This is a genomic window from Avibacterium avium (assembly GCF_900454535.1).
Taxonomy (GTDB): domain Bacteria; phylum Pseudomonadota; class Gammaproteobacteria; order Enterobacterales; family Pasteurellaceae; genus Avibacterium; species Avibacterium avium.
This window is the reverse complement of the sequence record NZ_UGSP01000001.1, coordinates 500,929-527,716: the sequence shown is the minus strand read 5'-3', so window position 1 is coordinate 527,716 and position 26,788 is coordinate 500,929. Positions and strand designations below refer to the sequence as shown.

Here is a 26,788-nt window from a genome sequence, read left to right as displayed (position 1 = left end):
ACTCAATCAGTGGGAAATTTAACAATTATCCCCAACCATAATAAAAAATAACCGCAATTCTACTGAAAAATAGGGGTAATGGCTAGCAAGTTTTAACTTAAATCTAACGGATCCACATCTAAAATCCACCGCACTTGGTGAGCCTTTTGCGGAATATGCTGTTTAAACTGGTTTAACACTTGCTGTAATTTCGCTTTGGAAGAATGTTGTAGCAATAATTGCCAGCGGTAAAACCCTGCTTTTTTACTAAAGGGCGCGGGCAATGGGCCGTAAATTTGCAAGCCTGCCACATTTTGTCGTTGTAACTGTTCGGCAATGTGTTGTAAAAACTGCTCCGCTTCTTCGCTATGTCGGCTCTGCGCGCGAAATAAGGCCTGTGCGCTATAAGGTGGCAGCCCCATTTGTTGGCGTAACTGCAAGGCTTGCTGAGCAAATTCGCCATAACCCTCTTTTAACAAGGTGCGTAATAAGGGGTGATCGGGATAGTGTGTTTGCAGCACCACTTGTCCGTGTTTTTCACCGCGCCCCGCGCGCCCTGACACCTGCACATAAAGCTGAGCAAGCCGTTCTTCTGCTCGAAAATCCAAAGAAAACAAGGCGTTATCCACATTCATTAAGCCCACTAAGGTAACATTAGGAAAATGATGGCCTTTTGCGAGCATTTGCGTACCAATTAAAATCTGACTTTTGCCTTGCTGAATATCTTGCAAATGCTGTTCTAGCTTGCCTTTGCGCGCGGTGCTATCGCGATCGATACGACTTACTACATAGTCAGGAAAACGTTGTTTTAAGGTTTCTTCCAACTGTTCTGTGCCGAGGCCTGTGGTCATCAAATGGGTTGAACCACAATGCCCACATTGCATTGGAATGGGCTTTTGTGAGTTACAATGATGGCAGCGCAACACGCGTTGATGTTGATGATATGTGTAAGGTTTCTCACAATGCTGACATTCAGCAATCCAGCCACATTCGTGGCAAAACAACACGGGCGCAAAACCACGGCGGTTTAAAAATAACAACACTTGATTGCCTTGCTGTAAATGTTCCTGCATTTTGTTGGCAAGGGCATCTGACAAGCCATTTTGCATACGCTGATGTTTCAGATCGATAACAAATTGCTGAAGTGCGGTACTATTTCCTGCTCTTTTTTGCAAAATAATGTGCTGGTATTTGCCCAACTTCACGTTATTTAAGCTCTCAAGGCTTGGCGTTGCCGATCCTAATAAAATGGGAATATCCAACTGTTTGGCATACACCACCGCCAGATCCCGCGCGTGATAACGCCAACCCTCTTGCTGTTTAAAGGAACTGTCGTGTTCTTCATCAATCACGATCAAACCAAGATCGGCAAATTGGGTAAACAGTGCCGATCTCGTGCCAATGACCACCGCACTTTGTCCTGATTTTGCCCGTTGCCAAGCCTGCAAGCGTTGTGTATCGTTCAAATTAGAGTGCAGCACATCAATTTCCACATTAAAACGCGCCTTAAAGCGTTGCACAGTTTGCGGGGTTAAGCCAATCTCAGGCACAAGCACCAGCACTTGTCGCCCTTTTTTCAAGGTTTCTTCAATGCTTTGTAAATAGATTTCCGTTTTACCCGACCCCGTTACGCCATCAATCAACCACGCCGCAAAGCCTTGATGAAATAAAATTTGCCCTAGCGCCAACGCCTGTTCTTTATTTAAGCGATGTTTATTTTGCTCATTTACGATCGGCTGTTCAATATCTTGCCAAGGGCGAATTTCCGCTAGCTGCTCTTTTTCTACCACATAGCCTTTTTCTTTCAGGTTCTGCCAAATGCTCGCGGCAAAGGGATTTTGCCCTTTTTCCACAGGCTGTGCGGCCAATAATTGCAAGGCTTCTTGCTGTTTCTTCGCGCGTTTCAGCAAATTCTCACGCAAGGCTTGCTCGCCTAATTCTGTAATATGGAAAAAAACTTGCGAATTTTGCACCGCACTTTCACCCTGCCGCAATTTCACTGGCAAGGCTTGGAATAAGGCTTCTCCCAAGGGCGCTTGATAATAATTCGCTGCCCAGTGAATGAGCTGCCACACAGGTTCGTTAAATAAATTTTGTTCATCTAGCACGCTCAAGATCCCTTTGAGCTGTTTTGGTTCGATCTCACTTTCAGTGGGAAAATCCACCACGATCCCTACTCGTTTTTGCGTTCCAAATGGCACAACCACACGCCCACCCATCACAGGGCTTAAGCCTTCGGGCAGAAGATAATCAAAAAATTGGAACAACGGCACAGCCAGCGCTACACGAACAAGTTTCATTATGCGAGCCTTAACAAACAAAAATTGCCCTTATTATAGCGGAATAATCTCGCCCCTTGAATATTCCTTTTTTTTCGGTATAATTCGCGGCTTGAATAAACGATCCTGTTTATGGTGATTCACTATAAACGTAATATTAACCACACTCGGTGCTAAATTCAGTTTTAGAGAGCGGAGTGGCTTCAAATTGAGGTTTTTCTATTATGCAACAAGCTATTCATCCAGAATACAAAGAAATTACGGCAACTTGTTCTTGCGGTAATGTAATTAAAACACGTTCAACATTAGGTAAAGACTTAAACCTAGATGTGTGTAGCAACTGCCACCCATTCTATACAGGTAAACAACGTGTTGTTGATACAGGTGGTCGTGTTGAACGCTTCAACAAACGCTTCAGCATTCCAAGCACAAAATAAGATTGTTGATGATAAAAAACCCTACGCAAGTAGGGTTTTTTGTTGGTTGAGACTTATTTCCCCAAAAACTCCACCGCGGTATCCGGGAAATCGGTGAAAATACCTGTTGCGCCAGCTTGGTTTAACAAAGCATCGTACATTTGGTTTACGTTAGTAAAAAATACAGGTAAAGCATCTTTGCGTACGGTGTAAGGGTGTAATTCCATTTGGTATTTTTTTAGCTCTTGCACCAATGGGGTATAAACCACCTTATCTTTGGTGGAATTTTCTTGATCGATTAGCATATACCAACCTGGCCCTACGCCGTCTGCATATTTTGCCACTTCAGCCATTGCACCATCTTTGAACATCCAACCATAATCATAGTTTACCCATTCGCCTTGCGGATTTTTTTCTTCCGTTTCGTGCCAATCGGTGTAGGCGATAAGCTGGACTAATTTAAGATCCATTCCTAGACTTGGCATTAGCTCAGTTTTGATGCGTTTAAGCTCATTAAAATCAAAGGTTTGCAAATAAACGCGATCGGATTTTTGCGTATAACCATATTTTTTCAGCACTTCCAAGGTCGCTTTGGCAATATCTTTCCCTTCTTTATGATGTAGCCAAGGGGCTTTGATTTCAGGGTAAATCCCAATTTTTTTGCCTGTAGATTTTTCTAGTCCTTGGATAAATTCGATTTCATCTTCAAAGGTGTGAATTTTAAAATGGGATTTCCACATTGGGAAGCGATCAGGGTAAACCTGTACCTGTTTACCATCTACCACTTTGAAATTTTCGGTCATATTGAGCGATTGAATCTCCGCAAGGGTGAAATCCACCACATAATAACGCCCATCTGCGCGTTTACGATCAGGGAATTTTTTCGCCACGTCAGTTAGCCCGTCTAAAAAATGATCGTGGATCACGATTAAATGATCGTCTTTCGTCATCGCTAAATCTTGTTCTAAATAATCCGCTTTTTGCCCGAATGCTAGTGCCTTACTTTCTAGCGTATGCTCAGGCAAATAGCCACTTGCTCCGCGGTGAGCGATAACAAGTTTTTCATTATTGTTCATTGTCGGCATTGCGTTTGCTGATTGCACACAAGTAAATGCCAAGGTGGATAAGGCAACAACTTGAGCTAATTTTTTTAATTTGAATGTCATAAAAACTCCTTTTAGTAAAGTGCGGTGCTTTTTCACCGAATTTTTATCAATAAAAAAGGAAGGGCATTGCTGCACTTCCTTTCTAATTATTCACTATTTACCGTAGTGATCGCCTAATGTGGCTTTATGTTTTGCTTCTTGAATAGTTACGATTAAGAGTAACAATACTGCCAAGATACCGCCAGTGATCATTACATAGAAACCACCGTCCCAGCCGTAGTATTCCGCAGCCCAACCCACAACGGCTGAAGCGGAAACGGTACCACCGAGATAACCAAATAGACCAGTGAACCCCGCTGCTGTACCTGCGGCTTTTTTCGGTGCAAGTTCAAGGGCGTGTAAACCAATCAACATTACTGGGCCATAAATTAAGAAACCGATGGTGGTCATTAAGATAAAGTCAGTTAATTGATACGGATTTTGATACCACGCTTTGCCTGCATATTGCGCAAGTTCAGATTCTGGTGTTGCTGGGTTTAACCATAATGCTACTACCGCAATGGTGGTTAAGATCATAAAGATGAAACCAGTTAAACCACGTTTACCTTTAAATAGGTGATCGGATACCCAACCACAGATAAGCGTTCCCGGAATCGCCGCTAATTCATAAATGGTGTATGCCCAAGCCGTACCTTTGATATTGAAGTGTTTCACTTCACCCAAATACACTGGCGACCATTTTAATACACCATAACGAATCAGATAAACGAACACGTTAGCAATGGCGATGTACCATAACAATTTGTTTTTCAATACATAAGTAACGAAAATTTCTTTTGCTGTGAGATCGTTTTCGTAGGTTTTTTCGTTATAGTCATCTGGGTAATCATTACGCCATTTTTCAATGGCAGGTAAACCGCAAGATTGTGGTGTATCTTTCATTACAAAGAATACAGGGATCGCCGCAAGCATTGCCGCAATACCTGGATAGTAAAGCGCTTGTTGCCATACATCTTTTGCGGTGGCTTGCACGCCGTGTTCACTGAAATAAATCGCACTGGCTAATAACACCATTGCGCCCGGCACCATTCCCCCGAGATTGTGTGCGGTATTCCAGATAGACACGATTGTTCCACGTTCATTTTTTGACCACCAGTGTACCATTGTACGTCCGCACGGTGGCCACCCCATACCTTGGAACCAACCATTAAGGAAAATCATCACAAACATCACTAAAATGCCTGATGTCGCCCAAGGCATTAAGCCCATTAGGGTCATACATAAACCTGAAAGCAACAAACCACAAGGCAAGAAAACTTTCGGATTTGAGCGGTCAGAAATACTCGCCATAAAGAATTTTGACAAACCATAAGCTAAACCCGCACCAGTACCAATAATACCGAGTTCCGCTTTATTATAAAGCCCTGCTTCAATTAACCCTTTCTGTGCTAAATCAAAATTTGCGCGCACAAAATAATATGCCGCATAACCAAAGAAGATCCCTGCAAACACTTGCCAACGCAAGCGTCTATAAGTGGAATCTATCTTTTCTTTTGGCAGCTCCGCAATGTGAGGAGCTGGTTTAAATGGTCCAAACATAGATATTCTCCAAGTTGTTATTTTTTTATAGATGAAATACGTTCTTTTACGAACATTTCCAACATATCATAGCGAAAAAATAAAAAACGAAAAGCAGATAAAGTTTAAGATGTGATGTTTATCACAAAAAAATAACAAAAACTTTTCAATGACGGATAAATAGTGATCTACCTCACATAATTTAATACAAATTCGCTCATTTTATTTTCTAAAACGAACATTTGTCGTATGATAAGGCTGTTAATCTTATCTTTTTATTTACAAATTTAATGTGGGGGAAAAGCGATGAAAAAATCACCGCACTTTTATCAAAATGCACAGGACTTTTCGCCTATTAATACAGACGTAATCATCATTGGCGGCGGGGCTACGGGTGCAGGTATTGCACGAGATTGTGCGTTGCGTGGCATTAATTGTGTGTTGTTGGAACGCCGTGATATTGCCACAGGAGCAACAGGGCGTAACCACGGGCTGTTGCACAGTGGCGCGCGTTATGCGGTGAATGATGAAGAATCTGCGCGCGAATGTATCCAAGAAAATCTCATTTTAAAAAATATCGCGCGCCATTGTATTGAAGACACCAAAGGGCTATTTATCACGCTGCCTGAAGATGATTTGGCCTATCAAAAAACCTTTCTTACCGCTTGCGATAATGCTGGTATTGAAGCGGTGGCGATTGAACCTGATTTAGCCAGACGCTTAGAGCCTTCGGTCAATCCGAATTTAGTGGGCGCGGTGGTTGTGCCTGATGGTGCTATCGATCCGTTTCGCTTAACCGCGGCAAATATGCTTGATGCCAGTGAAAATGGGGCGAAAATTTTTACCTATTGCGAAGTAAAAGGGCTAATCCGCGAGGGCGATCGCGTAATTGGAACAAAAGTTTACGATCATAAAAATAAAGTAGAACGTTTGTTTTTCGCTCCTGTGGTGGTGAATGCTGGCGGAATTTGGGGGCAAGGCATTGCCGAATATGCCGATCTCAAAATCCGAATGTTCCCAGCCAAAGGGGCGCTGTTAATTATGGGCCACCGCATTAATAATCTAGTGATTAACCGCTGTCGCAAGCCTGCCGATGCGGATATTCTCGTGCCGGGGGATACCATTTGTGTGATCGGCACAACCTCTAGCCGAATTCCTTATGATCAAATTGATAATATGGTGGTAACGCCAGAAGAAGTGGATATTTTATTCCGTGAAGGGGAAAAACTCGCCCCTTCCCTACGTCATACCCGCGTGCTGCGTGCTTATGCTGGGGTACGCCCACTGGTTGCCACTGATGATGATCCATCAGGGCGAAATGTGAGCCGTGGCATTGTGTTGCTGGATCACGCAGAGCGTGATGGTTTAGAGGGCTTCGTTACCATCACAGGTGGGAAATTAATGACCTATCGTTTAATGGCAGAATGGGCGACAGATCTCGTGTGTAAAAAACTCAATAAATCTGCCACTTGTACCACTGCTAGCCAACCTTTACCGGGTTCAGGCACAACACAAGAAGAAACCTACAAACAAATTATTTCCCTCCCAACCCCGATTAAAATTTCAGCGGTTTATCGCCACGGGCAACGAGCCACAAAATTATTAGAAAAAGAACGCCTCGATCGCTCGTTAGTGTGCGAATGCGAAGCGGTGAGTGCAGGGGAAGTGCGTTATGCCGTTGATGAACTCAAAGTGAATAATTTGGTGGATTTACGCCGCCGCACCCGTGTAGGAATGGGAACCTGCCAAGCGGAACTCTGTGCTTGTCGAGCGGCGGGCTTAATGGCACGTTTTAAAGTAGCAACCCCGCGTCAATCCACCACCCAGCTGGCTTCTTTTATGGAAGAACGTTGGCGGGGAATTCAGCCTATCGCTTGGGGAGAAGCAGTGCGTGAAGCAGAATTTACCAGCTGGATTTATTACAGTTTACTTGGTTTGAATGATGTTAAACCACTTGATGAACAAGCCACACAGGGGACAGACAGCAATGAAATTTGATGTGATTATTATCGGTGGCGGATTGGCAGGGCTAACCTGCGGTATCGCCTTGCAACAACAAGGTAAACATTGTGCCATCGTAAACAACGGACAAGCGGCGATGGATTTTTCCTCTGGCTCGTTAGATTTACTCAGCCAGCTTCCAGATGGAAGTGCGGTGGAAAATTTTGCAGATTTTTACCCGCACTTTGCTGAGCAAGTGCCACATCACCCCTATACCTTATTGGGAAAAGATCAGGTGCTTGCTAAAGCAGAACACTTTGAACAATTAGCCCAATCGCTCAATTTGGATCTGATTGGCTCACATAAAGAAAATCATCTCCGTGTTACTCCTTTGGGCGGTTTACGTCGCACTTGGCTTTCGGCAAACAGCGTGCCAGCCTTGCCATTATCACAAGCTGAATTTCCCCATAAACGCATTGCAGTGCTAGGCATTGAGGGTTACCACGATTTCCAACCACAATTATTAGCGGATAACTTAAAACAAAATCCGCAATTTGCCCATTGTGATGTGAGCATTGGCTATTTACACATTCCGCAATTAGACCAACTTCGCAACAACGCACGGGAATTTCGTAGCGTCAATATTTCCCAAGTACTGGAGCATAAACTGGCGTTCGGCGAGTTAGTGCGAGAGATCCAACAAGCCGCAGGAAACGCAAGTGCGGTGTTTTTACCCGCCTGTTTTGGAATGAGCGACAATCATTTCTTCAACAGCCTCAAACAGGCGACAGGGCTAAATTTATTTGAACTACCAACACTACCGCCTTCTTTACTGGGAATGCGTCAGCGAAAAGCCCTGCGAGATCATTTTGAAAAGCTGGGCGGTGTAATGCTCAATGGGGACAAAGCGTTGCGGGCGGATATTGAGGATCACCAAGTGAAAGCCCTTTACACGCAATTACATCAAGATGATGCGCTTTATGCTGAGCATTTTGTGCTGGCTTCAGGGCATTATTTTAGCTCAGGGATTGTGGCGGAATTTGAACGGGTTCTTGAGCCTATTTTTGATCTCGATATTATCGGCAACGGCGATTTTGATAATGGCAACCGCCTTTCTTGGACAAGAGATCGCTTTTCCGCTCCGCAACCTTATCAAAGTGCGGGGGTAAAAATTAATGAAAAATGCCAAGTGCAAAAGTGCGGTGAGATTTTAGCGAATTTATACGCTATCGGCTCAGTGATTGGCGGTTACAATAATTTAGAACTCGGTTGTAGCTCGGGCGTGGCGGTGGTTACCGCGCTCACCGTGGCAGAACAGATTCTTGCAGGGGGCAAATAATGAACATTCAACAATTAATCGAAAACGCAAAACAAAATGCCGCCTTGCCACCCACACATCAATATGTGGATAACAGTTTTGAAAGTTGCATAAAATGTACGGCTTGCACGGCGGTTTGCCCAGTATCAAAACAAAATCCGCTTTATCCTGGTCCGAAACAAGCTGGCCCAGATGGGGAACGTTTTCGTCTAAAAAGTGCCGCATTCTATGATGAAGCACTGAAATATTGTACCAACTGCAAACGCTGTGAAGTGGCTTGCCCTTCTGATGTAAAAATTGGCGATTTGATCGTTCGTGCGCGTAATAACCATTTGAAAGAGCAGAAAAAATCCTTGGTTCACAAATTGCGTGATGCGGTGCTAAGTAACACCGACATAATGGGCAAACTCAACACGCCTTTTGCGCCAGTGGTGAACACTATTACAGGCTTGAAAGCCACGAAATTCCTACTGGAAAAAACCTTAAAAGTAAGCCAGCATCGTAGTTTGCCGAAATATTCCTTTGGCTCATTCCGTCAATGGTATAAAAATAATGCCCTTGAGCGTCAGCGTTATTACAAAGACAAAGTGGCATACTATCACGGTTGTTATGTGAATTATAATAATCCACAACTCGGTAAGGATTTAATCAAGGTTTTCAACGCCCTAGATATTGGCGTAATGTTGCTAGAAAAAGAAAAATGTTGCGGATTGCCATTAAGCGTGAACGGATTTCCAAAACGTGCTAGACAACTTGCCGAATTTAACCTTGCTCAGCTAGAAAATACCATTATTAATCAAGAGCTTGATGTGGTGGGAACGTCCTCTAGTTGCACAATGAATTTACGTGATGAATATCATCATATTTTGGGAATGGATAACGCAAAAGTACGTCCACACATTAATATTGTAACGAAGTATTTGTATCAATTATTTCAACGTAAAAACGCACCGCAGTTTAAATCAATGCCGTTGAAAGTGGCATATCACACCGCTTGCCACGTGGATAAAGCGGGCTGGGCGCCTTATACACTTGCGCTACTAAAACTAATTCCTGATTTAGAGGTGGTAATGCTACCAAGCCAATGTTGCGGTATTGCTGGGACTTATGGCTTTAAAGCAGAAAACTATGAAGTTTCTCAAGCCATTGGTAAAACCTTGTTTGAGCATATTGAAGAAGGCCAATTTGATTTTGTGATTTCAGAGTGTGAAACCTGCAAATGGCAAATTGATATGTCCACCAGTGTAACTTGTTTGCACCCTGTTACCTTGTTGGCAAAGGCATTGTGAAAAAATAAGAAAGGGCAATAAAAAACCGCACAGTTAAAAGTGCGGTTTTATTTTTCTAAATTTTTTAAAATCTGAATTACGCTAATTTTTTGATTTGAGCAGATAATTTAGATTTGTGGTTCGCAGCTTTGTTTTTGTGGATTAAGCCTTTAGAAGCCATACGATCCACAACTTTTTGCATTTCTACGAAAGCGGCTTCAGCAACGGCTTTTTCACCTGCTGCTACGGCTGCGTAAACTTTTTTAATGTAAGTACGCATCATTGAGCGTTGGCTTGCATTGTGTTGGCGGCGTTTTTCAGATTGAACCGCACGTTTTTTAGCTGACTTGATATTAGCCAAGGTCAAACTCCTAAAAATTTCTGTTAGTTTATGAGATAAATAAAGGCGTAAACTATGCCTTTCCGTTCCATAATTGTCAATAAACAATTAGCAAAATTTAGCTTGATTACTCGGTGAGACACAACCGAAAGTCTGCATCGTTCGCGAAAAATGCGGCTTTCAAAATTAGAAATTAGCCCACCAAACGATGTGGGCGAGATTTTATCAGTTTTTTTGGCTAGAATATAGCTTAAAAACAAAATTTCTATACAATTAAGCCAAATTTTTCTTCAGCGAGAAAAGCATTTTGAGTAAACGATTATTAAAATCTGGCATTATCGTCAGTGTAATGACCTTAGTTTCCCGCGTCTTGGGGCTGGTGCGAGATGTGATCATCGCCCAAATTATCGGGGCAGGTGTGGCAGCTGACGTGTTTTTATTCGCCAATCGCATTCCCAATTTTTTACGCCGTTTATTTGCCGAAGGGGCATTTTCTCAAGCCTTTGTGCCTGTGTTGGCGGAATACCAAAAAGCCGGCGATCTCAGCAAAACTCAGCAATTTATCAGCAAAGTGTCAGGCACTTTGGGGGGATTGGTTACCCTTGTTACCCTTTTTGCGATGGTCGGCTCGCCCGTCGTTGCCGCCATTTTTGGTACGGGCTGGTTCATCGACTGGCTTAATGACGGGGTAAACGGGGAAAAATTCGAGCAAGCCTCGTTGTTACTCAAAATCACCTTTCCTTATTTATGGTTTATCACCTTTGTTGCCTTATCTGGGGCGATTTTAAACACTTTGGGCAAGTTCGGCGTAATGGCGTTTTCCCCTGTGTTGCTCAATGTGGCGATGATTTGCACCGCACTTTTTCTCGCACCGCACACCCCTAGCCCCGATCTTGCTCTTGCTATCGGGATCTTTATCGGCGGGTTGCTACAATTTTTATTTCAACTGCCGTTCTTAAAAAAAGCGGGGCTTTTAGTGAAACCGCGATGGGCGTGGAATGATGAAGGAGTGAAGAAAATTCGTACGCTGATGATCCCTGCTCTATTCGGCGTTTCCGTGAGCCAAATCAATTTATTGCTGGATACCTTTATTGCCAGTTTCTTGATGACAGGCTCGATTAGCTGGCTGTATTATTCCGATCGCTTGCTCGAATTTCCTCTTGGGCTTTTTGGTATCGCCATTTCCACTGTGATCTTGCCAACCCTCGCCCGCCACCACGTTAATCGTTCAGATAATGCCGAACAAAGTGCGGTGGATTTTCGCAACACAATGGATTGGGGCGTGCGAATGATTTTATTACTCGGCGTGCCCGCGATGATCGGCATTGGTGTGCTTGCCCAGCCAATGTTGTTGGTGCTATTTATGCGTGGTGAATTTTTATTTTCTGATGTGCAAGCGGCCTCTTATTCCTTGTGGGCATTTAATATGGGATTGCTCAGTTTTATGTTGATCAAAATTCTCGCCAACGGCTATTACGCACGCCAAGACACCAAAACACCAGTGAAAATCGGTATTATCGCTATGGTGAGCAATATGGCATTTAACCTGCTTGCCATTCCGTTTAGCTATGTGGGGCTTGCCATTGCTTCGGCGATGTCTGCCACCTTAAACGCCTATTTGCTCTACCGTGGGCTAGCACAGGCAAATGTCTATCACTTTAGTAAACAAAGTGCGGTGTTTTTTGCCAAAGTTTTCACCGCAGGGCTAGCAATGGGGGCTGTGGTTTGGCACTATTGCCCAAGTTTAATCCAGTGGCAACAAATGGCGTTTGTTCAGCGCATTCACTGGCTCGTGTGGCTGATTGCCGTTGCGGCAGTAATTTATGGCGGCGCACTGTTACTTTTAGGCATTCGCAAACGCCATTTAGTCCATTCATAAACGCATTATAAAAATAATGAAAAATTTCACCGCACTTTAATGTGGGAATATTTGCGCAGCGCCTTGCGAAAACGTAAACTAGGGTAAGATTATTGGGGAACATTATGAAATTATTACAACAGAAAAAACGCCATTTACTCAGCGCACTAAGTTTGCTGGCGGGTTGTGTTTTAACCAGTTTAAATGTTTACGCTGAGCATACCGTAGATCTCAAAGTGATTGGGGTAAAAGGGGTAAAAGCCATTGAAAACGTGGATATTTACACCAAGATGATCGATCCTGAAGAAGCGGACGGCTCAGATCGCTATCAATATATCGTGAGTGAAGCCATCAAAAAAGCCTTGCGCGTTTATGGCTACTACAACATTAAAATTGATTTTCGCCTGCAACCTGCCAAAGGAGGCAAACGCCCTGTACTCATCGCTGATGTCAATGCTGGCAAACCTGTTTTGCTCACAGGAATGGATATTCAAATTCTGGGCCAAGCAAAAGACGATGAAGCCTTCAAAGCGTTAGATAAAAAATTGCCAAAACTTGGCGAGCTACTTTATCATTCCAAATATGAAGATTACAAAAGCGCACTGCAATCCCTTGCGCTGGCTCGCGGTTATTTTGATGCAGATTTTGATGTTTCCCAATTATTAGTGCGCCCTTCCACTTATCAAGGCTGGTGGAAAATCACCTTTGATAGTGGCGAACGCTATCGCTTCGGCAAATTCACCTTTCAACGCTCGCAAATTCGTGAAGATTATTTGCGTAATATGATGGAAATTGAAGAAGGGCAACCTTATCTCATCAATGATCTTTCCAGTTTTACCAACGATTACACCTCCACCAACTGGTTTAGCTCGGTGTTAGTGCAACCTAACCTTGATGAAGAAAATAAAATCGTTAATGTTGATGTGCTACTCACGCCGCGTAAAAAAAATGCAATGGACGTGGGGATAGGTTATTCCACTGATGTCGGCCCGCGCTTTCAATGGGGCTGGACAAAACCTTGGATCAACAGCCGTGGACATAGTTTCCGTTTTAATCTTTACGCCTCTGCGCCAAAACAAACGGTGGAAGCGGCATATAAAATGCCACTGTTGAAAAATCCGCTGCGTTATTACTATGAATTTTCCACTGGTTACGAACGGGAAAAAACTAACGACACAGAAACCTCATCAGGCACCTTTGCGGCGTTACGTTATTGGAATCGCGTATCAGGCTGGCAGCACGCCCTTGGGTTGCGTGTGCGTTATGATTCCTTCACCCAAGCCAATCATTCTGATCGCACTTGGTTAGTTTACCCCACGGCGTCTATTAGCCGTACCCGCTTAAGAGGCGGTTTATTCCCAACTTGGGGCGATGCACAGCGTTTAACCGTGGATTTTGGGCATAAAATCTGGCTTTCTGATGCGAATTTCTTCAAAGTACAAGCGTCTAGTGCGTGGATTCGCACCTTTGCCGATAATCACCGTTTCCTAGTGCGTGGTGAGATCGGTTGGTTACAAACCAAAAATTTAGAAAAAATTCCACCCGCACTTCGCTTCTTTGCTGGGGGCGATCGTAGTGTGCGTGGTTACGGCTATAAAAAAATCTCACCCCAAAATGCAGAAGGGAAATTGGTGGGTGCAACCCGCCTTGCCACAGCAACATTGGAATATCAATACCAAGTCTATGAAAACTGGTGGCTTGCCACCTTTGCAGATACAGGGCTTGCGGCGAACAGTTTCGATTTAGAAGAACTGCGCTATGGCGCGGGAATGGGCGTGCGCTGGGCATCACCTATCGGCGCGGTAAAACTGGATATTGCTACCCCAATTCGAGATAAAGACAACAGCAAAAACGTGCAATTTTATATTGGTTTAGGTTCAGAATTATAGGCAACAACAATGACAAAACAACAGCAAGAGGAACAGGCAACGCAATCTCCCCAATCCACAGAGCATCAAGCTCAATCTCCTGTGGTGAAGAAAAAACGCTCACTATGGAAAATACTGCTGTGCTTAAGTGCGGTGATTTTTTTTCCTATTTTTGCCTTGCTCGCCACCCTTGCCACTAGCCAAGGTCAACGTGGACTTATCCAACTGGCAGATAAGTTTATGGACAACCTTTCTATTGAACAGGTAGAAGGCGGTTTGCAAAATGGACTAACCCTGCATAAGGTCAAATTTCAGTCAGAAGGCGTGGATACCCAAATTCAGCAAGCCCATTTGCAACTGGATTTATCTTGCTTGCTGAAAGCTAAAGTTTGCCTGCAAGATCTCAGCATTCAACAGCCACAAATTCATATTGATACGGCAAAGCTGCCGCCTTCGGAAGAAAAGGACAACGATCCTAGCCCAATGAAGAAAATTCATCTGCCTGTAACGGTACAAGCAGACAATGTGCAAGTGCAGGATTTAGCTTTAACCATCGATCAAACGCAGATCAATTTAGCCCATTTTTCCACCGCACTTAGCCTAAACAATGAAAACGGTTTTACCCTTGCGCCAACGCAGATTAATGATTTGTTAGTACAAACTTACGGCACACCAGAAGAAGAAAAAACCACACAAAAAACGGAAAGCAAAGCCACTCAACCAACAGGGCAAGCCATTGATTGGCAACAGTTAGAACAAAAACTTACCCCAGCTTTGCTTGGCAATTTAAAGAAAATTGAGCTGCCTTTTGATCTCCATATTACGGATATTCAAGGCAAAAATTGGCAATATCAACAGCATTTCAACAGCGCAAATCAAACGCAAGAGAATGCACAAAATAAAGCGGCGAAAAGTGAAACCGCGCCTGCCCCTACACAGCAAATTGAGGTGTCATCTTTGCAAATCAACGCAGATGCCACAGGCAATCAAGTGCAACTGCACAACCTGAATATCGCCAGCTCAGTGGGAACGCTGGCAGGGCAAGGCACAATACAGCTGGATGAAGATTTCCCCCTTGATTTTCAGCTTAACAGCCAACTGAAAGGCTATGCGCCATTGAATATTCCACAAGGCGATCTCAGCCTACGGCTTTCAGGCAAATTGCGTGGGCAAACGCAGCTTCATTTGCAAAGCAAAGGGGATATTAATGCAGAGCTGGTGGGCAATGTGGCGCTTAACCAAGAAAAAACGCCCTTTGATCTCAAGCTAACCAGTAAAAGTTTGCAATATCCTTTTGATAAAAAAGAAAAAGATCCGCTAAAAGTACAAAATTTAACGCTCAATCTAACTGGCGATTTGCTGGCTTACCAAGCGCAACTGAATGCCGATGTTTCTGGAATGAGTACACCAAAAACGCAAATTACCAGCCAAATTAACGGCAAACTTTGGCAAGCAAACATTACACAATTTGAGCTTAACACCTTACAAGGCAAAGCAAATTTAAACGGTGAAGTAAACTGGCAAAAAGGCGTGCAATGGCAAAGTGCGGTGGATTTTTCACAATTAAATATCACTCAATATTTGCCTTCAATGCCTGCGGTGCTGTCTGGGCATTTCAGCTCACAAGGGCAAGTTGATGGGCAAAATTGGACAATTAACGTCCCCGATTTAGACATTAACGGCACACTTTCTCGCCAGCCATTAAGCCTAAAAGGCGAGCTCAGCGCAGATAACAACAAATGGTTGCAAGTGCCAAATCTGTTGCTTAATTACGGTGAAAACCGCATTGCAATGCAAGGGCAAATTAGCCAGCAATCCGATTTATCCCTCGATATTCACGCGCCAAACTTGCGTGGTTTACTGCCTGAACTTTCCGCCACACTATTTGGTTATGTGAAATTAAAAGGCGATATTCGTGAGCCCAATTTAAACGTGGATTTAACGGGTAACAATATTCGCTTCCAACAATTACAGCTGAATAAATTCGCCGTTAAAGGGGATATCCGTTCACACCAAGTGATTAGCGGTGATTTAAACGCCAATGTAACGGGCTTGAAATATGCTGATGTAGAAATTAACCAAGCGACCCTTGCATTATCGGGTGATGAAAAAAATCACCAATTACAACTGCAATCACAGGGTAAACCTGTGGCAGCCAATTTGAAAATTGCAGGAAATTTCGACCGCACTTCGCAAATCTGGCAAGGGCAAATTAGTGGTATAGATATTCAATCCCCAGTTGGAAAATGGCAGACTAATCAAGGCGTTACAGTAACTTATAACCAAAACAAAATTGAAGCCGCCATTTCCTCACATTGTTGGTTAAACAGCGATATTGAGCTATGTTTCCCAAAAAATTTCACCGCAGGGAAAAACGGCGAAGTGCCATTCCAAGTGCGTAAATTGGATTTAGCCTTAATCAACAAATTATTGGATAAAGAACAGAGCCAAACGCAAATCAAAGGGCAATTACAAAGTCAGGGAACGGTGGCTTGGTTTAGCGATAAGCCGCTTAAACTCAATGTGCAAGTGGCAGGCAATCATTTATCGGTGGCGCAGAAAATTGATTATCGCACCTTCAACCTTGCTATTCCGAAAGTGGACATTAAAGCCCAAATGGAAAACAGCAATCTGAATTTGGATTCCGCCATTGATTTAGTAGAAAATGGCCGAATTACCACCGCACTTAAATTGCAAGATTTGGCAAAATCTCGCACCTTAGGCGGCAACATTAGCATTCAGCGCTTAAATCTCAATTTAGCCAAACAACTGCTTTCAAGTGGCGAAAAAATCAATGGCGAAATTGCTGCCAATCTTACCTTAGGCGGCAATCTCAATGCACCGCTTATTCACGGTAATTTTGATGTCAATCGTTTAAGTGCCACAATGAAATCCCTGCCGTTCACTATTAAAGACGGCAATTTATCTATGCGTTTTGCCGGCAATCGTTCCACCTTGCAAGGCTATGTGCAAAGTCCTGAAAGCCGTTTAGATATTACGGGCGAAGCAGATTGGAAAGATGTAGAACACTGGGACACGCGTGTGCAAGCCAAAGCAGATCGCTTTAATGTGAATATTCCATCAATGGCAAAATTAAAAATTAGCCCAAATGTGGAACTCAAAGCCAATCCAAAACTGCTTGATATTTCTGGTACGGTAGATATTCCTTGGGCAAGAATTGCCATTGAAGAATTGCCAGACAGCGCCGTTGCCGTAAGCAGTGATGAAGTGATTTTAGACGGCCCAGACAAAACCAAAGTGGGGTTAAAAAACGGTGAAATTAAAGCGCGTACGAAAAGCGGTATGGAAATTCGTTCCGATCTGAAAATTAATATCGGTGATGATGTTACCCTCAACGCTTACGGCTTAAACACCAGCTTAAACGGCTTGCTTTCAGTCAAACAAGACAAAGGCAAACTGGGTTTATTTGGGCAAATTTACTTGAAAAATGGGCGCTATGCCGCTTATGGACAAGACTTGCTAATTCGCAAAGGGCAGATCAGTTTTTCTGGCTTGCCATCTCAGCCAATGTTAAATATTGAAGCCATTCGCAACCCAACGGCAATGGAAAACAGCAATATTACCGCTGGGGTGAAAGTGATCGGCATTGCCACTGCCCCACAAGTTACCGTGTTCTCCGATCCTGCTAGCTCGCAAGATGAAGCCCTTTCCTACTTACTAACAGGGCGTTCACTGGAAAATAGCGGTGAAGCAGGTTCAGGCGGTTCAATCGGGGCGGCACTGCTTGGAATGGGCTTAGCGAAAAGCGGTAAATTAGTCGGCGGTATCGGCGAAGCCTTTGGCGTGCAAGATCTCAGTCTAGGCACGCAAGGGGTGGGCGACAGTTCCAAAGTTACGGTGAGCGGCAACATTACACCACGCTTACAGCTCAAATACGGCGTAGGCTTATTTGACGGCTTAGCCGAATTTACGGTACGCTACAAATTGTTACCACAACTTTATTTACAATCGGTTTCGGGCGTAAATCAGGCCTTTGACCTACTTTATCACTTTGATTTTTAGGGCAATTTTATGAATAACGAAAACCTTCTAGCCAAAGCCTCTGATTATTTACATCAGCGTGGCGAAGTGCGTGAAATCGCCGCCATTGATTTGGGTTCAAACAGCTTTCATATGATCATCGCCCGCATTATCAATGGCTCAATCCAAGTGCTTTCACGCCTAAAACAGAAAGTACAACTGGCTGAAGGCTTAGATGAGAATAACCAGCTAAGCCAAGAAGCCATTCAGCGCGGAGTAAATTGTTTAGCGCTTTTTGCGGAACGGCTACAAGGATTTCCTGCCGAAAATGTCAATGTGGTAGGAACATTTACCCTGCGAACTGCGATAAACAATGAAGCATTTTTACGCCAAGCGGAACAGGTTTTCCCTTACCCGATTAACATTATCAGCGGACAAATGGAAGCCAAAACCATTTACGCTGGCGTTTCTCACACTCAGCCTGAAACAGGACGAAAATTTGTGGTGGACATTGGCGGCGGCTCGACAGAAATGATCATCGGTGATGATTTTCATCCGCTCATTGCTGAAAGCCGTCATATGGGTTGCGTGAGTTTTGCGAAAAAATTCTTCCCGCAAGGTGAAATTTCTGCCGAAAATTTTCAGCGCGCCAAACAAAGTGCGGTGAATAAAATTGAAGATTTAGCCTTTGAATATCGTAAATTAGGCTGGCAATCGGTGCTGGGTTCATCAGGCACGATAAAAACCGTCTATCAAGTGATTGCGGCAAATCTTGATCCTAATGGCATTATCACCGCCGCCCGTTTAGCGCAGCTCAGTGAAAAAGTGCTACAAGTCAGTCATTTTGACGATCTGCATTTGGAGGGTTTAAACGAAGATCGCGCCGATGTTTTCGTACCGGGGCTGGCTATTCTCAGCGCAGTATTTGAAGTGTTCGGCATTGAACAAATGCGTTATTCAGACGGCGCATTGCGTGAAGGCGTGATGTACAGCCTAGAAAAAAACTTCCAAGTAAGCAATATCCGCCAACGCACCGCCCTTGCCCTGGCCGAACAATTTAACCTTGATATGGCGCAATCTGAGCGAGTCTATCAAAGCGCTCAACGCCTTGCTGCGCAATATAGTGCTTGGCAAAACAGCCAACTACAAGATGAAATGGTGGACATTCTCCTTTGGGCGGCACGGCTGCACGAAGTGGGCATCGTGATCAATCATAAAGGCTTGCAAAAGCACTCCGCCTACATTCTGCAAAATATGGAATTGCCGGGCTTTGATAAAGAGCAACAACGCCTGCTCACCACCTTGGTACGTTACCAAATCAACAATATTAAACAGACTGATTTTGCGAAATTTTCTCGTTATACCGAGCAAGATATTCTCGCCCTTGTGCGTTTGCTGCGCTTAGCCATTTTACTGAATAAATCGCGCCAAGCCACCGTATGGAGTGAAAAAATTTCCCTAAAAATCGACCGCACTTTAGCCCAATGGACAATCCAATTTGAGCCAAGTTATTTAGCGCATAACCCCTTAGTGCGAAATGATCTCATCGCAGAAAACAAATTATTAAAAGAATTAGATTTAGGGCTAAACTTTTCATAAATAAGGAAAAATAATGACAAGGATTAATGTTGTCCCGCCACAAGAACTTTGTGATCAACACCTGCTCGCCGAACATCGCGAACTTACTCGCATTCCCAACGCGGTTGCCAAAGGAAAATACAATCTTGCTGGGCAACCTGCGGATTACAAATTAGGCGAAGGACACGTCCGATTCTTTTTCAACAAACTGCAATTTCTCAAAAACCGCTACGATCTCCTCCACCAAGAATGCAAAGCGCGCGGCTTTAAGGTGCAATATTTTTGGCCAGAAGATTTACCGCAAGATCCTAGCCTATGGCAAGATTACCAGCCCACAGAAAACGCCTTAACACTCAACCGCGAACGCATTCAATTAAGAATGCCTAAAGTGGCGAGATTTACGCTAGCAAAAAAATTGTAATTTAGCTTATTTTGCTAAAAACCAAACTCCAAATGGAGTTGGTAAATATAAGCATAAAGATCAAAACAAAGATCATAATGTTTATAAATTTTTGCCTAACCCCTTGTTTTTTTTTTTTTTTTTTTAAACTGAGAAAGTTTCAGCAAAATTTGCATAAGAAACCCAATTTTCACCCTAATTTCTTTTATCTTATGGAGAAAAATTATGCGTTCCTTTATCAAAATGTCTAGTCTTTCATTATTCGTTTCTCTTACTCTTGCCGCTTGCGGCAGCTCTGGCAGCGGTTCTGGTGCTTCAAACCAAAATGAAACAGCCACCAATAACCCGCAAATTGTGCAAAATGAAAATGCACTACAAACTCAGTTAGAGAAGTTGAAACAGCAACAGACAAGAACCCAAAAAAACCTTGAAGATGAGCGTCAAAAATTAGCTAAAAAAGAGAAAGAATTACAAGATCTCAAATCAAATAATCAAATCGATCAAGAAAAATTATCTTCCCTACAAAAAGATCTCGAACAAAACAAAGCCCGCGTTTCCAGCCTAGAAAAAACCTTATCAGAACAACAAACTGAAGCCGCTCAAGCTCGCCGTAATTTAGAAGCTCAACTTGCCGCAGCCAATAGTGCTTTAAAGGAAAAAAGCAAAGCACTGGAAGATCTGCAAAATAACCAGAATGCCAATCAAGCAGCACTACAAAAAGCGCAAACAGAATTAAAAGCAAGCCAAAGCGAAGTAGCAAAACTCAATCAACAACTTGGTGAATTGAAACAATTATATCCACAAGCAGAATTTGCAATGGGTAGTCGGGTAAGAAATCGTCCAAAAAACGACCGCTCTTTGATTGAAAACTTTTCGGGATTATTGCCTGAAGGAGTAACCGAAGAACAAACCGTGCGCAACCTGCTCTTTACTCCAAAATCAGTGGGAAAACAACAACTTGTACGCCATCATGTTCAACAGCAAATAGATGGACGCTATGTTGATATGGACTATACGTTCTATCATTATCAAGATGGGGAAGCCTATTTAGTAGAAGTATGGGGTTACGGTACAATTGATGGTCAAGAAGCCTATCCTTCTATTGTTGCTTATGGTGGTAAAGCCACACCTGTTGAGAAATTCGATGCATTCAAACAGGCTCAAATAGTGAAAGAGTACGATGTCAAAATGGCACCGGGAACTGAGCGTTGGTGGGATAGCTACGACACAACATTTACAGCAGATTTTGGCAACGAAAAAATTTCAGGTATTGCGAAGAAAATTAATCTCAACAATGACTTTACTGCTAATGAAGACATTACTTTCCCTGAACAGCCTATTTTCGTAGAAGATGGGGCTATCCGTTTTGGAAGCAATGAAGTATTCGTTCATGTTAATTTTAAAGATGGATCTGACGATATGAAATACGAAGGCTTATTTATCGGCGAAAATGCAGAAAAAATTGTAGGGCGAGTAGGGGGAAGTAGCCTAATGGGTAAGGAAAAGAAATAACCCGATTCTATCAATAAACACAGTAAGGCGTGTATTAACTACACGCCGATTATTTTTAATACTCTATGATTATGCGATTTTCAATACCAGTTTTTACCTTATCTTTGTTATTTATTAGCAACACACTGTTTGCCGCACAAGAATTATCACAACCCTTGCCAATCAGCAATATTGCTCAACCTGAACAACCACCACAACAAATGCAAAATACGCCAACAGAAAACAGGAATTGGCAACAGGTTGATTTCTCTACTAATATACAAAATCAGCTGAATCTCGCATTGCGTAAACGTAATGCAGCAGAAATCGCCTATTGGCTCAAACACTATCAAGCAAACACGCCACAGAAACAATTTCTGCGCGATTATGCTCAGGGCGTATTAGCACAGCTCAACGGGGATTATACGCAGGCAGTTACTTACTATCGCCAATTATTAGCTCAATCACCGGATCTAAACCCGATCCGCCTTGAGCTTGCACGCTCACTATTTGCCTTAAAACAAGACGATAATGCGCGCACTCAATTTGAAAAATTACTTTCCGCACCAGATTTACCTTCCCCATTACAACGAGAAATTGGCGCTTATCTCAATACCTTGCAACAACGCAATCAATGGGAAATTCAATTGAGCGGATATTATGTACGTGATACAAATGTGAATAACGCCAATGATACAAAACAAATTGAAGGTATCGCTCAGCTCTATAAAAAAGATGATTGGTTGCCACAAACTGCGCACGGCATTGCCTACAGCCTACAAGTAAAACGGGATTTCAACCTTTGGCAAGCCTATTATCTACATTTAAACGCGGAATTATTTGGCAAAACCTATTGGGATAATCACGATTATGATGATCTCTACATCCCTACTTATGTAGGAATAAAGCACAAAAGCCAACGCCAAACTTGGGCGTTTTTGCCTTTTTACGAACGGCGCTTTTACGGCAATCATCGCTATCAAGAAGGTACAGGATTACGCTTAGAATATCAGCGTTGGCTATCGCCAAATTGGCAAATCAGCTCAGCATTGGAATACACTCGCACGCGTTATGATGAAATTGCGAGCCTAAATGGGAATAATCGTTTGTGGTCAAACACCCTAATTTGGCTTACTAGCCCACGACAATTTTTTATTTTAGGGGCTGATTATCAACAAGAACGCACGCAAGTAAAACGCTACCAAAACCATACACAAACCTTACGCTTAGGCTGGGGACGAGAATGGCAGTGGGGCATTTCAAGCCGAATTCAATTTAGCATAGCCAAACGACATTATAAAGACAAAGCAAAAATTGCGATTTTCTCACTAGGTAAAATTCGCCAAGATCACATTTATCGTGCGGAGATTTTACTATGGAAACGTGATTGGCACTGGCTTGGCATCACCCCTAAATTACAATTCCAATGGAGAAAACAGCGCAGCAACTTACCATCACTTTATAATTATCAGAACAGAAGTATTAATGTGATTTTTGAGAAAAGCTTCTAAAGAGGAATATAGAAAAGTGCGGTGAAAAATTTGTGATTTTTCCACCGCACTTTTCTTTTTTCTGACTAAAAAATTACTTCTGCCCCAATTTCAATTCCGCGTTTTCAGGTAAGTGAATATTCATTTGTGGGAATGGGATTTCGATGCCAGCTTGGTCAAAGGCGAGTTTGACTTTTTCCGTAACATCAAAATGCACTGCCCAGTAATCTGCGGTGTTTACCCAAGGGCGAACCACCAGCTGTACGCTGTTTGCGGCGAGTGCGCCCACTGCGATGGTGGGTTCTGGATCTTTCAATACGCGTGGGTCTTGCGCCAAAATGTCGGCCACAATAGCTTTCGCTTGTTCAATGTTAGATTTATAGGCAATATCGAAAATAAAGTCGATGCGGCGTGTGGCGTTGCTGGAATAGTTGGTAATGCTGTCGCCAAACACTTTACCGTTGGGAATTAAGATAGTTTTGTTGTCGCCCGTGCGTAATTCCAAGAAAAGTAGGCCAATTTGTTCCACTTTTCCCACAATACCACCCGATTCCACCACATCATCTTTACGAAATGGTTTGAAAATTAAAATCATCACACCTGCGGCAAAATTTTGTAAGGAATTTTGTAATGCTAAACCAATGGCTAATCCAGCTGCGCCAATCAACGCCACTAAGGAAGAGGTATTAATGCCCAATTGGGAAAGCGCGGCAATAATCACCATTAATAAGAATAAAAAATAGCTAATTGATTTGACAAAACTTTGCAACATTTCATCTTTAGTGGAATGATACACGCCCTTCGAGAGCAAGCGACTAAATAAACGTGCAATACGTTTTCCGATAAGATAGATTGCAAGGGCGAGCAAAATTTTTGTGCCGTAAGAGATCACATATTCATTGAGAAAATTATCCATTCCGATGGAATGAATTTTATCAATTAAGGCTGATGTTTCTGCTTCAAGATTGATGGTATTTTCTGTCGCTGGTGGGGTTTCTGTACTCATAAAAAATCCTTTTACTAAAAATTAGGGAAAAATAGACCGCTCTTTTATCAAACTACAAGGTAAAAGTGGGAAAATGAGCAAATAAAAGAAATCTGCACCATTAATTTGATTAATGATGCAGATAACATAAAGAGAATTAGGCGTTCAAGATTTTTTGAATTTCCGCCATACTTAAATGATATTCGTGCGGGCAGCTGCGCCACGCTTCGAGCATTTTGATGTATTTATCCCACATTGGGGTTTGTGAATCGCAGCCGTGTTCGCATTGCATAAATTCTGGATATTTGCTCTCTGTGGTGGTGATAAAACGTAAATAGTTGAGATATTTTTTCTCGCGCACCGCACAGTAACCTGCAAATTGTAAGCGGTGTGGCGTTACCGTGGTAGTGTCGCCTAAATTGCTGTAAGAAACGTGCAGGGCGTGGTACATTTCAAGGGTGTCACGCACAGTTTGGCATTCTTGTTCTGAAAGGTTAGAGAATTCTTTGTCTAACTCTTTTAATTCTAAGCCAAATCCACCTTTCACAATGGTTTCCAAACGGGCATATTTTGCCGCGTTGTTTGGATCTAACAAGCCCATTAATTTGTATTGATTGGCTAAAATTAAGCGTTGTGTTGAGGTCATTTCCATAGTGTGATTTCCTATAATTAATCAATTTCTTTGAGTTCATCTTGTGAAAGGGCTTCGCCTTTGCTTTCCACATTGCCGTCTTTAACGTGATATTCCAAATTTTGGAAATAGGCTTCGCGGAAAGTAACATAAGGATCTTGCGCTTGGTCTAGCAAGGCATCTTTGTCTAACATTTTGGCACGCGCATCAATGCCCTGCACGCCCCATTTTAATAAGCCCCAAGGGCCTAATAAAGAAAGCATTGGATAAGTGGTATCCACTAAGTTACCCAAATCTTGGCGCGGAGTGGCAGGCCCGTACATTGGCAACATCACATAAGTCCCCGTTTCTACGCCGTAAGCACCTAGGGTATCACCGAAGCGGCGTTTTTCTTCCACGCGTAATGGTGGGCTGGCGCTCGCCCAGTCAATCAAGCCGCCTAAGCCGAAAATACTGTTAATCCAGAAGCGATTGAAATGCACCATTGCTTTTTTAAATTCACCTTGCAATAGGCGATTGACGAAACTGGCTGGCTCATCAAGGTTATTCGCCACATTAATAATGCCCGTTTTCACTGGCTGCGGCACATAGTTTTTCCAGCCTTTTGCAACAGGTTTAAGAAGATAAGGATCAGCGACATGATAGTTAAAATCAAACATTGCGCGGTTAAAGCCCTCTAAAGGATCTTTGCGCTCACCAGTTTGTGGCTCAATGGTCGCACAGCCTGTAAGCATTGCAGAACCCAGCACCAGGCTGGCAAGTAATACGGATTTTTTCATAAATAAGCCTTGTTACTTAAAATAAGGTACATTGTAAACAACTTGGTGAAAATCTACAAAATAAATCAGAGAAAAATAAATCGCTTGCATTATATTGATTATTTATGCAAAAATAATGAATAAATATACTACACATTCCTTACGAATTTGCTTGAATATTGGGCTATTGTCTTTTAGAATTAGCCCGTTTAGCCTGTGAGCTAACCACCAATGCAATTTAGCGTAAAACGCCAAACCAAAGTGCGGTGTTTTTTTTTGCTAAATTTCGGTTAATGAGCATTCGTAAGTGTTCACCTACAATTAAGGAGTTTTTTATGTCTAGTCCAGCAATTTTAGTCTTGGCTGACGGCAGCGTTTTCCACGGCACCTCTATTGGCGCAAGTGGCACAACCATTGGCGAAGTAGTGTTTAACACGTCAATGACCGGTTATCAAGAAATCTTGACTGATCCTTCCTATTTCCAACAAATCGTTACCCTAACCTATCCCCATATTGGCAACACTGGCACCAATAATGAAGATCAAGAAAGCAATGCGGTGTACGCCAGCGGATTAATCATTCGCGATTTACCTTTGTTACACAGCAATTTCCGCGCCAATCAAAGCCTTGCCGATTATTTAAAAGCCAATAACGTAGTGGCCATTGCAGACATTGATACACGCCGTTTAACCCGTTTATTGCGTGATAAAGGGGCAATGGCAGGCTGCATTATGGCAGGCGAAATTGATGAACAAAAAGCCCTGACACTGGCACAAAGTTTTGGTTCAATGGCAGGCAAGGATTTAGCCCAGCAAGTGACCTGCCAAGCGCCTTATGAATGGACACAAGGGGAATGGCAATTAGGCAAAGGCTATAATCCACAGCCAGAACAAAAATATCATATTGTCGCTTACGATTTTGGTGTCAAACACAATATCCTCAGAATGTTGGCAGAACGTGGCTGTAAAATCACTGTGGTACCAGCCAAAACTTCCGCTGAGCAAGTGCTGGCTTACCAACCAGACGGCATTTTCTTATCCAATGGCCCAGGCGATCCTGAACCCTGTGATTATGCCATTAGCGCTATCCAAACCTTACTGGCAAGCAAAAAGCCAATTTTCGGCATTTGCTTAGGCCATCAATTATTAGGCCTTGCAGTGGGCGGAAAAACCAAAAAAATGCCATTCGGGCATCACGGTGCAAACCACCCCGTGCAAGATTTGGATACGCAAAAAGTGTTCATCACCAGCCAAAACCACGGTTTTGAAGTGGACGAACACAGCTTGCCAAAAAATGTGAAAATAACTCACCGCTCTTTATTTGATGATTCCGTGCAAGGCATTGAGCTAACCGACCAAGTGGCATTTTCTTTCCAAGGCCACCCCGAAGCTAGCCCCGGCCCAAATGATGTAGCGTATTTATTTGATAAGTTTGTGGCGGCGTTAGAACAAACTAAACAAAAATAAAACCAATGATGAGCCACAAAGCTGGATTAACAATCCATACACAACGTTAAAAATATT

The 26,788-nt window shown here is 43.0% G+C and carries 19 protein-coding genes; 12 read left to right on the top strand and 7 right to left on the bottom strand.

Features of this window, described 5'->3' with window-relative positions:
- Positions 1 to 92: 92 nt before the first annotated feature.
- A complete protein-coding gene (priA, locus tag DYC50_RS02570; RefSeq protein ID WP_115248884.1) occupies positions 93 to 2,279 on the bottom strand; it encodes a primosomal protein N' in 2,187 nt (728 codons plus the stop codon).
- Positions 2,280 to 2,482: 203 nt separating this feature from the next.
- Between priA and rpmE the strand changes: the two genes are divergently transcribed.
- Positions 2,483 to 2,695 carry a 50S ribosomal protein L31 gene (gene rpmE / locus DYC50_RS02565; protein ID WP_103855586.1) on the top strand — a complete coding sequence of 71 codons (213 nt, stop codon included), beginning with the start codon at positions 2,483 to 2,485 and terminating at the stop codon, positions 2,693 to 2,695.
- A gap of 53 nt (positions 2,696 to 2,748) precedes the next feature.
- Here rpmE and glpQ read toward each other — a convergent pair whose 3' ends face one another.
- Positions 2,749 to 3,840 (bottom strand): glycerophosphodiester phosphodiesterase, encoded by a 1,092-nt coding sequence (gene glpQ / locus DYC50_RS02560; protein WP_115248883.1) that lies wholly within the window; start codon positions 3,838 to 3,840, stop codon positions 2,749 to 2,751.
- 93 nt (positions 3,841 to 3,933) lie between these two features.
- The gene (gene glpT / locus DYC50_RS02555; RefSeq protein ID WP_115248882.1) at positions 3,934 to 5,379 is read right to left on the bottom strand and encodes a glycerol-3-phosphate transporter; all 1,446 of its coding nucleotides are present in this window, start codon (positions 5,377 to 5,379) and stop codon (positions 3,934 to 3,936) included.
- A 285-nt stretch (positions 5,380 to 5,664) separates the two neighbouring features.
- Here glpT and glpA point away from each other — a divergent pair, with 285 nt between their 5' ends.
- Genes glpA through glpC form a run of 3 tightly spaced genes read left to right on the top strand, consistent with a single transcriptional unit; the run spans position 5,665 to position 9,906 of the window.
- Entirely contained in the window at positions 5,665 to 7,356 is a 1,692-nt protein-coding gene (gene glpA / locus DYC50_RS02550; protein WP_115248881.1) for an anaerobic glycerol-3-phosphate dehydrogenase subunit A, read from the top strand.
- A complete protein-coding gene (glpB, locus tag DYC50_RS02545; protein WP_115248880.1) occupies positions 7,346 to 8,638 on the top strand; it encodes a glycerol-3-phosphate dehydrogenase subunit GlpB in 1,293 nt (430 codons plus the stop codon). The genes glpA and glpB overlap by 11 nt, the downstream gene beginning before the upstream one ends.
- Entirely contained in the window at positions 8,638 to 9,906 is a 1,269-nt protein-coding gene (gene glpC / locus DYC50_RS02540) for an anaerobic glycerol-3-phosphate dehydrogenase subunit GlpC (RefSeq protein ID WP_115248879.1), read from the top strand. Before glpB ends, glpC begins: the two co-directional genes overlap by 1 nt.
- Before the next feature lie 76 nt (positions 9,907 to 9,982).
- Here glpC and rpsT read toward each other — a convergent pair whose 3' ends face one another.
- On the bottom strand, positions 9,983 to 10,246 hold the full coding sequence (gene rpsT / locus DYC50_RS02535; protein ID WP_017805402.1) for a 30S ribosomal protein S20: 264 nt from the start codon (positions 10,244 to 10,246) through the stop codon (positions 9,983 to 9,985).
- Positions 10,247 to 10,532: 286 nt separating this feature from the next.
- Between rpsT and murJ the strand changes: the two genes are divergently transcribed.
- The 7 genes from murJ to DYC50_RS02500 all read left to right on the top strand — a co-directional run bounded on the left by murJ (position 10,533) and on the right by DYC50_RS02500 (position 22,912).
- On the top strand, positions 10,533 to 12,104 hold the full coding sequence (gene murJ, locus DYC50_RS02530; protein WP_115248878.1) for a murein biosynthesis integral membrane protein MurJ: 1,572 nt from the start codon (positions 10,533 to 10,535) through the stop codon (positions 12,102 to 12,104).
- 104 nt (positions 12,105 to 12,208) lie between these two features.
- On the top strand, positions 12,209 to 13,972 hold the full coding sequence (gene tamA, locus DYC50_RS02525) for an autotransporter assembly complex protein TamA (RefSeq protein ID WP_115248877.1): 1,764 nt from the start codon (positions 12,209 to 12,211) through the stop codon (positions 13,970 to 13,972).
- Positions 13,973 to 13,981: 9 nt separating this feature from the next.
- A complete protein-coding gene (gene tamB, locus DYC50_RS02520; RefSeq protein WP_115248876.1) occupies positions 13,982 to 17,974 on the top strand; it encodes an autotransporter assembly complex protein TamB in 3,993 nt (1,330 codons plus the stop codon).
- A gap of 9 nt (positions 17,975 to 17,983) precedes the next feature.
- Complete coding sequence (gene ppx, locus DYC50_RS02515) at positions 17,984 to 19,531, top strand: exopolyphosphatase (protein ID WP_115248875.1); 1,548 nt, start codon at positions 17,984 to 17,986, stop codon at positions 19,529 to 19,531.
- A gap of 13 nt (positions 19,532 to 19,544) precedes the next feature.
- Positions 19,545 to 19,931 (top strand): pyrimidine dimer DNA glycosylase/endonuclease V, encoded by a 387-nt coding sequence (locus tag DYC50_RS02510; RefSeq protein WP_115248874.1) that lies wholly within the window; start codon positions 19,545 to 19,547, stop codon positions 19,929 to 19,931.
- Between the two features lie 204 nt (positions 19,932 to 20,135).
- Complete coding sequence (locus tag DYC50_RS02505) at positions 20,136 to 21,422, top strand: hypothetical protein (protein WP_115248873.1); 1,287 nt, start codon at positions 20,136 to 20,138, stop codon at positions 21,420 to 21,422.
- A gap of 71 nt (positions 21,423 to 21,493) precedes the next feature.
- On the top strand, positions 21,494 to 22,912 hold the full coding sequence (locus DYC50_RS02500; protein WP_115248872.1) for a surface lipoprotein assembly modifier: 1,419 nt from the start codon (positions 21,494 to 21,496) through the stop codon (positions 22,910 to 22,912).
- 73 nt (positions 22,913 to 22,985) lie between these two features.
- Here the strand turns inward: DYC50_RS02500 and DYC50_RS02495 are convergent, their stop codons facing one another.
- The 3 genes from DYC50_RS02495 to DYC50_RS02485 all read right to left on the bottom strand — a co-directional run bounded on the left by DYC50_RS02495 (position 22,986) and on the right by DYC50_RS02485 (position 25,286).
- A complete protein-coding gene (locus tag DYC50_RS02495) occupies positions 22,986 to 23,897 on the bottom strand; it encodes a mechanosensitive ion channel family protein (RefSeq protein WP_115248871.1) in 912 nt (303 codons plus the stop codon).
- Between the two features lie 136 nt (positions 23,898 to 24,033).
- Positions 24,034 to 24,528: a YfbU family protein gene (locus DYC50_RS02490; protein ID WP_115248870.1), complete on the bottom strand. Its 495-nt coding sequence runs from the start codon at positions 24,526 to 24,528 to the stop codon at positions 24,034 to 24,036.
- Positions 24,529 to 24,545: 17 nt separating this feature from the next.
- Positions 24,546 to 25,286, bottom strand: coding sequence for an MlaA family lipoprotein (locus DYC50_RS02485; RefSeq protein ID WP_115248869.1), 741 nt, complete (start codon positions 25,284 to 25,286; stop codon positions 24,546 to 24,548).
- A gap of 314 nt (positions 25,287 to 25,600) precedes the next feature.
- Between DYC50_RS02485 and carA the strand changes: the two genes are divergently transcribed.
- Positions 25,601 to 26,731 (top strand): glutamine-hydrolyzing carbamoyl-phosphate synthase small subunit, encoded by a 1,131-nt coding sequence (gene carA, locus DYC50_RS02480; protein ID WP_115248868.1) that lies wholly within the window; start codon positions 25,601 to 25,603, stop codon positions 26,729 to 26,731.
- The last annotated feature ends 57 nt before the right edge of the window (positions 26,732 to 26,788 follow it).

What these genes read in the sequence shown, in the direction of transcription:
- priA (WP_115248884.1), bottom strand. Translation starts at nt 2,279, where the DNA reads ATGAAACTTGTTCGTGTAGCGCTGGCTGTGCCGTTGTTCCAATTTTTT.
- rpmE (WP_103855586.1), top strand. Translation starts at nt 2,483, where the DNA reads ATGCAACAAGCTATTCATCCAGAATACAAAGAAATTACGGCAACTTGT.
- glpQ (WP_115248883.1), bottom strand. Translation starts at nt 3,840, where the DNA reads ATGACATTCAAATTAAAAAAATTAGCTCAAGTTGTTGCCTTATCCACC.
- glpT (WP_115248882.1), bottom strand. Translation starts at nt 5,379, where the DNA reads ATGTTTGGACCATTTAAACCAGCTCCTCACATTGCGGAGCTGCCAAAA.
- glpA (WP_115248881.1), top strand. Translation starts at nt 5,665, where the DNA reads ATGAAAAAATCACCGCACTTTTATCAAAATGCACAGGACTTTTCGCCT.
- glpB (WP_115248880.1), top strand. Translation starts at nt 7,346, where the DNA reads ATGAAATTTGATGTGATTATTATCGGTGGCGGATTGGCAGGGCTAACC.
- glpC (WP_115248879.1), top strand. Translation starts at nt 8,638, where the DNA reads ATGAACATTCAACAATTAATCGAAAACGCAAAACAAAATGCCGCCTTG.
- tamA (WP_115248877.1), top strand. Translation starts at nt 12,209, where the DNA reads ATGAAATTATTACAACAGAAAAAACGCCATTTACTCAGCGCACTAAGT.
- tamB (WP_115248876.1), top strand. Translation starts at nt 13,982, where the DNA reads ATGACAAAACAACAGCAAGAGGAACAGGCAACGCAATCTCCCCAATCC.
- ppx (WP_115248875.1), top strand. Translation starts at nt 17,984, where the DNA reads ATGAATAACGAAAACCTTCTAGCCAAAGCCTCTGATTATTTACATCAG.
- DYC50_RS02510 (WP_115248874.1), top strand. Translation starts at nt 19,545, where the DNA reads ATGACAAGGATTAATGTTGTCCCGCCACAAGAACTTTGTGATCAACAC.
- DYC50_RS02505 (WP_115248873.1), top strand. Translation starts at nt 20,136, where the DNA reads ATGCGTTCCTTTATCAAAATGTCTAGTCTTTCATTATTCGTTTCTCTT.
- DYC50_RS02500 (WP_115248872.1), top strand. Translation starts at nt 21,494, where the DNA reads ATGCGATTTTCAATACCAGTTTTTACCTTATCTTTGTTATTTATTAGC.
- DYC50_RS02495 (WP_115248871.1), bottom strand. Translation starts at nt 23,897, where the DNA reads ATGAGTACAGAAACCCCACCAGCGACAGAAAATACCATCAATCTTGAA.
- DYC50_RS02490 (WP_115248870.1), bottom strand. Translation starts at nt 24,528, where the DNA reads ATGGAAATGACCTCAACACAACGCTTAATTTTAGCCAATCAATACAAA.
- DYC50_RS02485 (WP_115248869.1), bottom strand. Translation starts at nt 25,286, where the DNA reads ATGAAAAAATCCGTATTACTTGCCAGCCTGGTGCTGGGTTCTGCAATG.
- carA (WP_115248868.1), top strand. Translation starts at nt 25,601, where the DNA reads ATGTCTAGTCCAGCAATTTTAGTCTTGGCTGACGGCAGCGTTTTCCAC.